Consider the following 13,963-nt stretch of genomic DNA (forward strand, 5'->3'; position numbering starts at 1 on the left):
TAACGAATTGATTTGAGTTATTCCTGGACTGCCTCTTTTTCAATCAATAGGGATTCCAAAAAAGCCGCGATCTGTACGGAAGAAGGTGCATTTTCTGTATTGGCAGCGATTTTATCTCTCCACAGATGTTTTTGGGTAGAAAAGCGGCTTGGGTTTTCCAATACCTGCTTCAAGAGGGTAGCCAAGCTTGATTTTTCTTTTGCAAAAACCACGGCATCCAATCCTTCAAAGGATCGAAAGTGCTGGAATTGATACACCACATCGGTACTCCAGTGTTGATCTTGCACCGTATCATATGCCAAAAAAACCGTTGGCTTCCCAAAGTATGAAAAGTCCAACCCGATGGTGGACCCAATATTTACCGAGCATTCACAATGGTGACAAAGGTTCATCAACAGTTTCACATCCTCGAAAAGGGGATAAAACGACATCCAACTGGTTCCTTTTTCCCATTTAGGCGGAACATGTATGATATTTGGATACTGATCCAATACCGCTTGGTATCGATCCACCGTACAAACAGGAACTTGCCTGAACAGAATGGACACCTGAGGATCTGAAGCCAGGGCGGATGCCACATCTTTCAAATATTCAGGATCATGCGGGGAAGTCAGTTCATCATCGCCTGAAAAAAGAATCCATTTTTTTGAACTATCCAGTCCATACCTGGCAGCAAATTCTTCCCTGGATTCCAACAGTTCAGGTTGAAAATGGAAATCAAATTGCGGGGTACCTACTACAGCGATGGAAGGTTCAGGAATTTCCGGATAATATTCCAGCAATTCATTTTTCATGTATTCAGACCATACTGCATAGTGATCGGTACGGATGGGTAGCCTGGCTTTTGGGAGATTGTCCCAAGAAAATATGGCCGTAACCGTCTTAACTCCCAAATCAGCAGCTGCCAGGCAAAGGGGTTCCAGTGTAGCTACTCTTTGGTGGGTAATAAAGATCAAATCGGGCTGAATTCTTCGGATATCTGATCTGAATTCTTTGTAGGCAAGACTACGCCTCCACTTGAATCGATTGGTCTCTTCCAGGTATTTGATGCCATCATAGGAAGACAGGGTAGCACTTGCCAGCTCAGTCGCCTTTTGAAATACACGTTTCAAAGGATTGTTTTTCACCTTAAACCAATTGGTGAGAATGGTAGGGTTTTGTTTCAGCTTGGAGTTATGTTTCAACCTGGCATAGGTAGAGGTCTCCCTCAGAAATTGCTGAAACCTTGATTCGCTGACCTTTCTTACCGGTTCATCGCTAAAATCAATCCCTCTTTCATTCTTTACATAATTCAACACCTGAGGTTCTAAATGATGCATCAAATGAATCTTAAACCCTTGTTGCTTCAGGTGATGAAATACATCAGAATACAGGTAATTTCTGATTCCTACCCCATCGGGGATGACAAATAGAATTTTCTTATCCACTAATTACTTTTTGAACGGATGATGTCCCAAATACTTTCCTTGAAGATTTCTTGGCAGGCTTTTTCTTCAAACTCTTGTAAAAAGAACTCTCTACTTCTCTTTCCATGTTTGGTTACAAGATCTTGTTGATCTAAATACTTTTCCATCTGCTGGGACAAAGAGTAAGGGGAGCAATCAATAGGCAAGACATAGCCATTTTGATCCTCAAAGACCCGGTTGGGTACATCTCCCACAAGGGTGGTAATAATTGGCTTTCCAGCGGCCATTGCTTCCAAAATCACCAATGGACCTCCCTCAAATGTACTTGTCATCACAAAAACATCCAGTTCGGAAAAACAGGTATGCCTTTGTTCAAAAGGAAAACTGCCCTTGAATTCCACTTGGTCTTCCAATCCAAATTTCTGGGTAAATGCTTTTAGATTAGCCATCTCAGGGCCATCCCCAAACAGTAAAAATTCAAGCACATGGCCTTTCTCTTTCAAGATTTTTACGGCTTCCAGAATCACCTGAAGATTTTTCCCTGAATCCATTCTGCCTACATAGCCAAACTTGATGGGATGCTGGTTTCCTTGGGGAATTTTCAAGAACTCTTCCTGGCCAAGGTATATCCACTGCTTGATGATCGAATAATCAGCATGAGGGTAATGTTCCAAGAGATACTCTTCTTTTGCCTTTGCTGAAATCAATAAAGAACCATTTCCCTCCATTAATCGATAGAAATGGTCGTTTTTGGGATGGAAAATCGAAGACTCATGGTAGGCAAATGCCAGGTTATTTTGAATACAGCTGTTCAAAATATGGGGCAATAAACCCGTGGGACTAATTCCCGTGAAGCAGAGATCAAATGTGTTGAGTTTGGCATTCAGCCAAGCATCAAACAACTCAGGAAAGTTCCTAAAGCAATTCCCCAGACTCATTTGAAAGTTGAAGCCTGATTTCACCCAGATCTTCAGGAATTTTTTATTGAAAACTACCTGCTTCAACTGAGACAAGTCCCAGTCCAACTTGGGGAGATTTTCCAATTCTTTCACCTGGAAAGGAGCATAAAAATTCAGGACTGTAACCTTAAACCGAGCATCCGTATGGAGGCATTTTGCAAATCCAATATTCTCCAATTCTTGCCCTCCAGGTCCCAATAGCTCGGGCAAAATGAAAAGAACCTTTCTTTTTTGGGGCATCAACAGCTCAATAGTGTTTTTTCAATTGGGATTTTAGGAATTTCTGAATCCCAAGTTGCAAGGAATAAACTAGGTTGAGTAAGGAAGACTTTGCCTTATGGGCAATTAAAAATTGGTGGGTTATAAACCGATCCCACTCCCCTTTTTGGCCAAGGTATTCTGAATAAATTTTCAACCTGGTGGCTTGCCTATGAAATGGATCTGTGGATCTCAATAAGGAAGTTTCTAAAATGCGGTATTTCACTCCTACTTGCAGGATTCCTTTGAAGGAATACTCCTGTGCCATTTTCAAGAACAGGTCCAGATCTTCCATCATGGATTCTGGATTATACCCTCCCACTTTCAAAGCCAACTCTTTCTTGACCAATACCGTAGGGGCACAGATGAAATAATCCATCAAAAGTATAGGGAAGATCATTCCAGCAGGCAATTGGGAAGCTGAAGTCCAATTTCTTTCCTGAAAAAATGTAGGTAAATGCATGGATTTACTTTCCCTATCGATCTTCTCTGCGTCACAATACACCACTCCTAGCTGATTGTCAGATTGCTGAAATAGGTTTACCTGATCCTGGATTTTATGAGGAAGCAACACATCATCACAACTTAAAATCTGGTAATATTCACCTTCAACCAATTCCAATGCGTCATTGGCATTTTCGGTAATCTTCTTGGTAGAGGACTGGAAGATGGTTTTGACTTTTACGCCTGGGTTGCTGGCGATCCATGCGTTGATTTTGGAAACACTTTGGTCTTTGGAGCAGGCATCCACCAGGACAATTTCAATCTCCGGATAGGTTTGGGCAATGATGCTGTCCAGCGCTTCTCCCAAAAACTCCTCATGGTTATAAGCAATGGCGATGATACTGACCAAAGGAGTGTGTTTCACTTGATTATCCAGGTTGATATTCATTTAACACGCTGATTACCTCATCCACTTCTGCTTCTTCCATCACCGGGCTAATCGGAATACTTAAAATCTCCTCATGGATCCGTTCTGTAATGGGAAGTTGGAGTGAAGAATATTCCTGGTAAGCCCCTTGCTTGTGAAAGGGAATCGGATAATGGATCAAGGTTTGGATTCCTTGAGCATCGGTGAATTCGATTAATTCTTTTCTGTTTTTGGTTCTGATGACGAACACATGAAACACATGATCCAAGCTATCCGGTTGGGATGTTGGTAGAATCAAATGGGGGTTTTTTATTTCAGTGAGGTATCTCTTGGCAATTCTTCTCCTGACGGCATTTTCCTGATCGATGTATTTCAGTTTAACAAGTAAGACTGCTGCCTGAATTTCATCCAATCTGGAATTCACCCCTTGCACCTCGTTGAAATATTTCTTTTGGCTGCCATAATTCCCCATGGTTTTGACCATATCAGCCAAGGATTCATTGGAAGTAGTGACTGCTCCGGCATCTCCCAAGGCTCCCATATTTTTACCAGGGTAAAATGAAAAAGCGGCTGCATCAGAAAGGTTCCCGGCTTTAAGGCCTCTTTCATCCATCGCTCCATGGGACTGGGCGCAATCTTCCACTAACAATAAGCCCTTCTCCTCAGCCAGTTCTTTCAGCTCTTTCATCGGGGTCAATTGACCATAAAGATGAACTGCCAAGATTGCTTTGGTTTTACTGGTAATGGCTTTTTTTACATTTTCGACGCTCAAGTTGTAGGTCTCCTCATCTGGCTCCACAAAAACTGGAACCAAGCCGGAAGCGGTAATTGAAATGATGGAAGCGATATAGGTATTGGCCTGCACAATTACTTCATCTCCGTCTTTGAGTAGACCCAACTCCTTAAAGCCTTTGAAGATCAAAATCAATGCATCCAACCCATTGGCTACCCCAACACATCTTGAAGTCCCACAGTATTCCGCAAACTTCTGTTCAAATTCATCATGAAATTTACCTCTGATGTACCAGCCATTCAATAAAACCTGATTTAAAGCTTCTTGTATTTCTGCTTCATGAGCAAGGTTTATTTTTAGAAGGTCTAGAAATTTTACCATAGATGTCTTGAAGGGTTTAATTAAAACTCTTGGAGTTCCACCATTGATTTAAAGGTTTCACTTTCATTCAGTAATTGACTAAAGGTGCCTCTGCATTCCACTTCTCCATCTTTCATCAAAAGGATCTCATCTGCGTTCTTAACGGTACTCAATCGGTGGGCAATCAAAACAATGTTGCAGCTACCTTTTAATGAGTCAATATTTTGCTGGATCATTTTCTCGGTTTCACTGTCCAAGGCGGAAGTAGCCTCGTCGAAAATCAAGAGCTGAGCTTCTTTGAATAATTCTCTGGCAATAGAAATCCTCTGTTTCTGCCCCCCACTGATCAAAGCTCCACTGTCACCTAAAATGGTTTCTTCCTTCAAAGGAAGTGAATCTACCAACTCGCTGAGATTCGCAAGATTCAAGGCATGTTCGAACTTCTTATAATTTTCTTCTGTCTTATCTGACCAAAAGGTCACATTGTTAAAAACAGTATCATTGAAAATCACTGCTTCCTGGGTGATATATCCGATTTTGGAGCGATAACTTGCCAGGTTAAAAGATCGCAAGGGTTCCCCGTTTAGGAGGAATTTCCCCGCAGTAGGATGTACCAATCCCACCAATAAATTGGTGAGTGTAGTCTTCCCACTCCCACTTTTCCCAACCAAGGCATAGGACCTATTATTCTCAATGGTCAGATCAATCTGATGAAGAACCATTTTTTCAGGATGGTAATAAAAGCCCACCTTTTGTAAGGAAAGGGATTTGATATTTTCCACCTGTTTTTTGGAAACGTCTTGTTCTTTCCCCTTTTCTAAGTCTTTCAACAATTCCAAGCCCACATGCAATCCCCCGAGATTGGCCGTAAATGCCTGCCAGTGCGTTTGTACCAACATAATGAAATTCAAAGCACGATAGAAAAACATCAGACTCAAAAAGATGGCCGCAATGTTTCCGTTCAGGAGTTTTATTTCCACCAGAATTGCTCCCACTACAATGGCAATAACCAAGGGTTCTCTAGCGGCCAAAAGAATCGCATTAAAGATTCCTATCTTCTTTTGCTCCAGCTCAATTTTATCCACATAGTCCTTGAGTTTAATTTTATACCTCTGAAAGTAATTGGTAGCCTTGAGGTATTTGAAGTTGTGAACCGCCTGAATCAGGGAAGATTGATATTTATGACTGAGCTGGCTGTTATTGAGAGATGCTGATTCGGTGTATTTAAAAATTACTTTGAAGATCAGATTGGATAAATACCCACCTACACTGACTACCAATGCGAATTGAAAATTGGCCAATAGGGCCAACACCACATATACCAATAACAACACAAAGGATTGCAGGGTATTAAAATAAGCAACATAGGCCGAGACGATCTTATAGATCTCTCCTGAAAGGGTATTTTGAACCCTACCGGCATCCAATCCCAAAAAGTTTCGGTACTCCATATCGCCAAGACTATCCACCATTTGGTAACGGATCTTCTTTACAAAGAACATCTGCACCATCACTTTGTAATGGCTTTCCATGTATTTAAAAAGTCCTTTGGCAACAAATATGGAAAGTAAAAAAACAAGGATGACTACCGCCGTCAGCTCCAAACCGGTCCATGTAATGAAGTCCAATAAGAAACTTAAAGAACCTAAAGATTCGGCTGCCTCTGCTTTATCTATTTGATCTTTGCCAGCAACCTGGATCAAAGGAATAAATAAAGCCAGGCCAAATCCATCCAAAAACCCGCCCACTAAGCTTAAGCCTATTAACAGGATAATCCTATTTCCTAAATAGGAATAAAAGAAGAGGAAGTGCCGGAAGTATTTTGAAATCAATTTCACTTAGAATTGTTTCAGATTACTTCTTGACTTGTTTATCATCACTATAATATCCGTATCCATAGCCATAGCTATAGCCGTAGCCATAGGTGACTCCTTTACCTTCTACTCCGTTGAATAAGGCGTAGATATTTTTGATTCCCTTGCCGGTTTTCAATCCATTCAGGGCATCTATGAAGTTTCGCTGGCTATAATCCTGTCTAAAGACAAACAAGGTCAAATCCACAAAATTCAATAATTCTATGGTTTCACTCACCAAACCAATTGGTGGAGTATCCAGAATGATGACATCATACACTTTTTTGAGGTCGTTTACCAAACTTTCAAATTGATCCCCGGACAATAATTCCGCCGGATTCGGAGGTATAGGTCCTGAAACCATGATATCCAGATTGTCAAACTTGGAGTTTTGAACTGCTTCTTTCCAGTCATCTACCTGGTTACTTAGAACCGTGGAAAGTCCTACATCATTTTTCAATCCAAAATCATCAAAGATCTTCGGCTTCCTCATGTCACAACCTACCAAGATGGTTTTCTTTCCTGTCAAGGAATAGACGGAGGCCAGGTTCATGGCACAGAAGGTTTTTCCCTCACTTGAAATGGTAGAGGTAAGCATCAGGGTCACCTGCTTATCTTTTTGCATCAGATAGCGGATGTTTGCCCTCAAGGATCTGAAGGATTCAGCGATACCTGATTTCCCGTTATTGAAAACAACCAGGTTGTTTTCTTCCTTATTTTTTAGAATAGTGGCGATCACCGGGATTTTAAGCCGCTTCTCTAAATAGGAAATGTCTTCGATTCGTACCCTAAACAACTCTCTTCCAAAAACAAAAAGGACCGGAAGCATCAGACCACAGAAGAACGCAAAAAGGTAATTCCGCTGTGGTTTTGGGGTAATAGGGCCACCAATTACTTTTGCAAATTCAATGATCTTGTTATTGGGTCTATTGGAAGCCTTGGTAATCGCAGACTCTGCTCTTTTCTCACTCAAGAAATTATAGATGCTTTCGGAAAGATCTGCCTGTCTCTGAAGGGCAATTAAATTCTGCTCTGCTTGAGGTAAATTCCTGAAGGAAGATTCTATTTCGTTCTTTCTTTGTTCCAAATCCTGGATCGTCATCTTATTGTTCAGATCCACGTTGTCCAAAATCTCCCGAATGGATTTATTCAAATCATCGAGCTTTTTATTGGCCTCCCTCACTGCTGGGGAAAGGTCTGTCTGGGTTGCCATCAATCTGGAACGCTCCACTTGGACAGACAAGAGGTTTTCAATCAGTCCATTCAAATAAGGATCTTCAATACCCAAACCGGAAGGAACTACGATTTCATTGTAATTTTCCCTCACCAAGTAGTCTTTCAAACTTTGATAGTACCTACTCTTGAGATTGGCATTGGCTAATTCAGACTCAATTTCTGTCAACCTGCCATATACGGTACTACTCTCATTGTTAAGGTTATAGATCTTGTTACTGGACCTGAAGGCCTGCAGCTTATTTTCAAATTGAGTCAATGAATCTGCCACTCCTGCCACCTGCTTATCGATGAAGTTGATGGTTCTGTTGGCAATCTCGTTTTTTTCCTGAAGTTCCAGTTCAAGATAGGTTTCCATCAAGGCATTGAGGTAGGTTTGTCCTTTATCCACATTAGGAACAGCCATACTCAAGTTAAGAATGGTAGAGTTCTTTTCCTCCAAATCAACAATGAGCCCACCGGAATATTTGTTGATCAAATAGTTATTATCTCTTACAATGTAATAGGCTTCTCCAGTATCCTGATTGGAGGTATTATTGATTTTGACTTTGAATTGTGGAGTTTCTATCCATTCATTGAATTGATAGGTACCCTCTTGATTCGGAACTCCTACCCCAAAACTTCCATCAGGAAAATACTGGGAATAGTTTTCATCATTAAAAACCAAGGAGTATTCATTGGCATTCTCCCATTTCACTTCTACTAATCCATTGACCAGTTGGGGAAATCCCCAGTCTACCTCCACCACAATAGGAGTTTTCCTAAATACCTCTCTCTTGATGAATCGACCTTTTTCGTAGTATTCCACATCAAAATCCAATTGGATCAAGGTGGCTTCTGCAATCGGTCGGGATTTTAGGATGATGATCTCATTGGTGATCCCAATTCCTTGCTGATTCCCTAAAGCAGGGTTTTCAAATAAGGATAAGGCACTTTCCTGTTCTTTGATAAAAAACTTACTTGACACCAAATAAGTAGGAACGGTAGTACTGGTATAATAGTAGGCAGCACCTAGAAATAGGGCTACAGTTCCTAAGATTATGGGCCAAATTTTTAAAATTTTTGGAAACAGCGTTTTTAAATCAAAACTGCTGTCATCCTCTTGGAAAAAATCGCTTTCCTCTTGATCGAAACTCATATTCTTGGAAATATTAATTTTTAATTAAAGTAAGAACCAACGCTACTGCCGTGATGGTCGTCGTCAGCAAAGTCAAGGTTTCTACTAAGTTTGTACCTGCTCCCAACTCTCTGACTTTCATTGGTTCAGCATAGATTAAATCATTGGGTTTTAAAAAGTAAAATTCTGAGCCAAGTAGGTCCCTATCCAATAAATTAATTTTATGGATCTGGGAACCATCAGGATATTGTCTCACCAAGAGCACTTGATCTCTTTTGGCAACCCTGTTTAGATCTCCAGCGAAGGCTATCGCCTCAAAAATTGTCACTCTGTTTTGTAAAATCGTGTATTTACCGGATCTGGTAAATTCTCCCAACGCACTAAAACGAATCCCTCCCAATCTCACTCTGACAAAAAACTCGTTCGCCTTGACATATTTCAACACCTCATTCTCGATCAACTCTTTTGCTTGCTTGGTATCAAGGCCTAGCAATTTCACTTCACCGATCAAAGGAATCTCCACCATCCCTCTCTCGTCAATGGTATACCCATTTAAGAAAAATGCATCTCCTGCTCCCTGGCTTCCTCCCATTTGGGCAGAGGTCTGATTTTCGTTACTGATGGCCCCAAAAATCAGGTTCAAGTCCTCATCAGTAGTTTTAATGGTGATTTCTACATTATCGTTAATCTGTAACAGATATTCCTCTGTTTCATAGGAATATTTTTCACTTGACTCAATCAAAGGCCCCTGACTTTCCTCTAACTGCTGCATATAAATCATTTTCTTGTTGGGAACGCAAGAGTAAAAGCCTAATGCGATTACCCCAAAAAAGAACAGGTTTCTTAAAATTTTATTCATGAATTAGGTAAATGTAGAAAAAGGATCTCTTCAGAATTTGAATACGGGATCAAAAATAAGAATTAATCAGAATTTTAAACTTTTATTTATTTAGGCAGGTAATTCTGCAAAATTATAATCTGGCATCCACGTCAGATTTATCCAAAAATCCCTTCACATCAAATACCACTTGAGTATCAGATTTCTTGATTTGCAGTTGCTTAAATTCTTGATGGGAAACCGCTAAAATTACAGCAGAATAGTTTGCTAAGTCCGGAGCTTGCTTCCCGGAAATGATCTGAACACCATATTCATGCTCCACCTCAGCGGGGTTGGCCCATGGATCGTACACATCCACTTCCATGTCAAAGGATCTTAACTCCTTGTAGATATCAATCACTCGGGTATTTCTGACGTCTGGGCAATCTTCTTTAAAAGTAAACCCTAAGATGAGCACCTTGGAATCAATGACCTTCAGGTCTTTTCTCATCATCAGTTTAATGACTTCAGTGGCGACATGCTTCCCCATGGAATCATTCAACCTTCTTCCCGCCAGGATAATTTCAGGGTGGTATCCCAATTCCTGCGCTTTCTGAGCAAGATAAAAAGGATCCACACCAATACAATGCCCGCCCACTAATCCTGGTTTAAACTTGAGGAAATTCCATTTGGTCCCTGCTGCTTCCAACACCTCATTGGTGTCGATTCCCATCAGGTTAAAGATTTTGGAAAGCTCATTGACAAATGCGATGTTGATGTCTCGTTGGGAGTTTTCAATCACTTTTGCAGCCTCAGCAACTTTGATGGAAGAGGCCTTGTGGGTACCGGCCACAATCACTGTTTTATACAGTTGATCTACATATTCCGCTATTTCCGGAGTACTTCCAGAAGTGACTTTCAAAATTTTTGCAACGGTATGCTCTTTATCTCCGGGATTAATTCTTTCTGGAGAATAACCAGCAAAGAAATCCTGATTGAATTTCAATCCAGAAACTTGCTCTAAAACAGGCACACATTCATCTTCGGTCACACCAGGATATACCGTCGATTCATAGATAACGATATCTCCCTTCTTCAAATACTTTCCAATATTTTCAGAAGCTTTGAGCATAGGGGTCAATACCGGTCGATTGTGTTTGTCAGTTGGAGTAGGGACAGTCACAATATAAATATTGCAATCAGCCAAGACCTCCGAATCAAAACTTGGCAATAAACCTGTATCACCATTTAAAGAATCAGTCAATACGGATTGAAGCAGCTCATCTTCTACTTCCAGTGTATGGTCCACACCGGCTATAAGTTCTGAAACCCTCTTGGCATCAATATCAAAACCGACAGTTGGATATTTTTTGGCAAACTCTACCGCCAAAGGAAGACCAACATACCCTAAGCCTATAACGGCAATTTTAACTTCTTTGATAGGTGTCGACATTAAAAATACTATGTTTTACGTTGTGTTATTTCAATTTTTATATTCCTGCTTTAGCTAGCAGGAATACATATTCAGTTGGCTCAGCTTCGCCCTTTCGGTCCCATGAACCCAGCACTATTTGACTTACTTTTTTCTTTAAATAAATTCTCAATGAATCGTGGAAACTCCTCCTAAAAGGCGGTATTGGTTCATTGGAAATCTCCCAAAAGGAATTTATTTAAAGATAGCTATTAAAATGAGTACTAAAGTTACTCATTTGAGCATGAATGCAAATGTAATAGGTTTTGGAATAAATAAAATCCATTAACTACTTACTTCTTTAACTGGTAAATAATATTCAGATTCCCGTAAAAAGAAAAGACTTTTCTACCGTTGGGATAATCATCAGTACTTATTCCTTTGGACTGCCACTGATAATTATGGGCTTTCACAAATTGGGCTTTCCCACTGAGAACAAGTCTATCAAATCGCTGGTCCCAAAGCAATCCAAAGCTTAAATCTACCCATGGTTTTTTCTCTGGATTTTGCCCAAATGCCCTGAAAAAATAATCTTGGTTATTTTCCAAACGCTCTAATAAAATGCCTCTTTTCATCATTCCCTTCACCTCTGTTATCTCGAGTGTTTGAACGTTTGAACCTACTCCTATCCCTACTCCTAAATTTTCCCCGTAATTACCAAAAGCCCGAGCCAAACCATGGGTATTCCAAGTTTGATTTCCAATCAGTCCAGGATATCTCACATACCTGTTGACAGACTCTTGCTGTTGGGTCATTTCCCCTCTTACTTGTAGAAATGAATTTCTTTCTGGAATAGGAAATAGTTTTTGAAATCCAAATAGGTATGCTCTCGCATGGTCTGGGTTTAAAATAAAATCTCTCCAATTGTAGGCATGATCCCTCCTCCCATATTCTGCATAAATTTCAAAATTCGCCTTGGGAACCACATACCTCATGGATAAGGAGACCTGTTGATCCTGCCCTCTTCCGTCATAGGTAATTGAATTCCCATTTTCAAACAATGTTTTCTTTTGAAAAACCTCGAAAACAGGGAAATAATCTTTAAAAGAATCCCCCATGTACTTACTATATTGATGAAAAGTTCTACTGAACCCTAAAAAGAAATTCTTTAAAAAAGAGGGGTTATAATTTATTTTTAAACCATTCAAATAGCGCCAATCCCCATCAAATCTTCGGAAGTACCTCCTATTTAACACCTCGTTTTGAGAAGGAAACAATCCCGAATCTTCGAGTCTCCCCATAATTACCTGCATTTCAAAATTCCCGACCACCGTCTTGAGAGGTCTTCGAGTGGATAAGGACAAATGAGGAAATCCTTCAGAATTATCCGAGAAAATCAAGGAATTAAATTGGCCTGGCCCCCACCATATGTTTTGGGTGGAAACACCCAAAGCCATAGGCCCCATTAAAATATTTACGCTTGACTGGCCCCACCAAAATCTATGAATGGACTCATTCCCAAATCGCTCTGGGTTATCTCCATTATTCCAGTAAAAATATCTGGAATAATTTTCGAAGCCAGAGAACTGTGCTTCAAATCCATCGAATGGCTTGTTTTGAGAATATGAAAATTCTGGTTGGAACTGGATTTCCAAAAACTTAAATCGAGCATAAACTCCAACACTTAAGTAGGTTTGGATACCTACATTGGGTATCAACCCCTTATTGCCCCAACCATAAGGCCTTTTGGTATTAATTTCTGTCGTAGAAATCAAAGGTAATATATTGATTCGCTTCTGTGGATTTTCAATTTTCGATATCCCTGTAAGTATCTCAGAAACGGTATTGGTTGCTCCTGTAGAGTCCCTCCCATCAAAGCGAATGGGCCTGAGTGTAAATGATTGGTGAAGGGGAAATTCTCCTAGTAATTGTTGCCTCCTAAGGTATTGTTCCAATACTGGGAAATCCGCATTCAGGATTTGGGCTTGAGCATCCTCATAATAAGAAAAAAGCATGAACAGGAGTAAAACACCAAATCGTAACTTGGATCGATTTAAACCATTTTCAGCTTTTTTAAACATGATTATTTTCGACCAGGTTTTTTACCCAAATAAACACGCATTGATTCATTTGCTTCTACCCACCTTAATCGTTGTTTGATCAGAAAAAAGCCGAATTTATCTGAGATCCCATATCCCGATAGGTGATAAACCTGTTGAATATCCGTGAACCTTATTCTAAACTTGCCGATTAATTTCAAGATAATTACGAGTTTATTTTTCCCTTTGGGCAACCTCCCTCCAAACCGGATGGCCTTCACTTTCATCTCTTCCCAACTTGACCTTGCCGGGTGTTTCAACGACATCAAAGGGCTATAGCTAATTTTGAACCCTGCTTTCACCGCTCGATTGCAAAACTCCGAATCTCCCCCTGTCATTAAAGACGGATTAAAACCACCAATTTTCTCTACAACTTCTTTTTTTACCAAAAGGTTAGCGGTAACACTAAAACTGCCCTTTTCTACATAAAAGGCATTGGGGAAGGCAAATGCTTTCTCAAAATTGACAAAGTTGTTTTCAAGGTGAGAGAATACTTCGATCTGTCCCCCATACAACTCTGCCTCTCCATTTTCAAGAAGGTTTTTGGCTTGATAAATCCAATCAGGGGCTGGGATACAATCAGAATCCGTAAATAAGACACCATCTCCTTTGGCTTCAGTCAATCCTTTATTTCTGGCTGAATAGGAACCTGGTATTGTTTCTGTTAAAAATTTAATAGGGAAGGAAAATTTTTCACTGGGTCTATAATCGTCAGAAGGATCATTATTTACGATTATTACCTCAAAGATAGATTCAATATTTGTTTGATTATCCAGTGCTTTGAGGCATAAATTCAAACGTTCCCAATCCTGATAAACCGGAATAATTACACTAATAAACACGCCG

Annotated in this window: 10 protein-coding genes; all 10 read right to left on the reverse strand. The window is 40.2% G+C overall.

Features of this window, described 5'->3' with window-relative positions:
• Positions 1-17: 17 nt before the first annotated feature.
• The gene (locus tag BUR11_RS10175) at positions 18-1,427 is read right to left on the reverse strand and encodes a glycosyltransferase family protein (RefSeq protein ID WP_074224705.1); all 1,410 of its coding nucleotides are present in this window, start codon (positions 1,425-1,427) and stop codon (positions 18-20) included.
• On the reverse strand, positions 1,427-2,605 hold the full coding sequence (locus tag BUR11_RS10180; protein ID WP_074224706.1) for a glycosyltransferase family 4 protein: 1,179 nt from the start codon (positions 2,603-2,605) through the stop codon (positions 1,427-1,429). The genes BUR11_RS10175 and BUR11_RS10180 overlap by 1 nt, the downstream gene beginning before the upstream one ends.
• A gap of 7 nt (positions 2,606-2,612) precedes the next feature.
• Positions 2,613-3,515, reverse strand: a complete 903-nt coding sequence (locus BUR11_RS10185) for a glycosyltransferase family 2 protein (protein WP_074224707.1) — start codon at positions 3,513-3,515, stop codon at positions 2,613-2,615.
• Positions 3,496-4,608: a DegT/DnrJ/EryC1/StrS family aminotransferase gene (locus tag BUR11_RS10190; RefSeq protein WP_074224708.1), complete on the reverse strand. Its 1,113-nt coding sequence runs from the start codon at positions 4,606-4,608 to the stop codon at positions 3,496-3,498. Before BUR11_RS10190 ends, BUR11_RS10185 begins: the two co-directional genes overlap by 20 nt.
• Before the next feature lie 20 nt (positions 4,609-4,628).
• Positions 4,629-6,425 carry an ABC transporter ATP-binding protein gene (locus tag BUR11_RS10195; protein WP_074224709.1) on the reverse strand — a complete coding sequence of 599 codons (1,797 nt, stop codon included), beginning with the start codon at positions 6,423-6,425 and terminating at the stop codon, positions 4,629-4,631.
• Between the two features lie 16 nt (positions 6,426-6,441).
• A complete protein-coding gene (locus BUR11_RS10200; RefSeq protein WP_074224710.1) occupies positions 6,442-8,811 on the reverse strand; it encodes a GumC family protein in 2,370 nt (789 codons plus the stop codon).
• Positions 8,812-8,824: 13 nt separating this feature from the next.
• The gene (locus BUR11_RS10205; RefSeq protein WP_234982142.1) at positions 8,825-9,649 is read right to left on the reverse strand and encodes a polysaccharide biosynthesis/export family protein; all 825 of its coding nucleotides are present in this window, start codon (positions 9,647-9,649) and stop codon (positions 8,825-8,827) included.
• 112 nt (positions 9,650-9,761) lie between these two features.
• On the reverse strand, positions 9,762-11,060 hold the full coding sequence (locus tag BUR11_RS10210; protein ID WP_074224711.1) for a nucleotide sugar dehydrogenase: 1,299 nt from the start codon (positions 11,058-11,060) through the stop codon (positions 9,762-9,764).
• Positions 11,061-11,371: 311 nt separating this feature from the next.
• Positions 11,372-13,099, reverse strand: a complete 1,728-nt coding sequence (locus tag BUR11_RS10215) for a capsule assembly Wzi family protein (RefSeq protein ID WP_074224712.1) — start codon at positions 13,097-13,099, stop codon at positions 11,372-11,374.
• A gap of 2 nt (positions 13,100-13,101) precedes the next feature.
• Positions 13,102-13,959 (reverse strand): glycosyltransferase family 2 protein, encoded by an 858-nt coding sequence (locus BUR11_RS10220; protein ID WP_074224713.1) that lies wholly within the window; start codon positions 13,957-13,959, stop codon positions 13,102-13,104.
• Positions 13,960-13,963 lie beyond the last annotated feature (4 nt).

The sequence above is a fragment of the Algoriphagus halophilus genome (assembly GCF_900129785.1).
Lineage (GTDB): Bacteria > Bacteroidota > Bacteroidia > Cytophagales > Cyclobacteriaceae > Algoriphagus > Algoriphagus halophilus.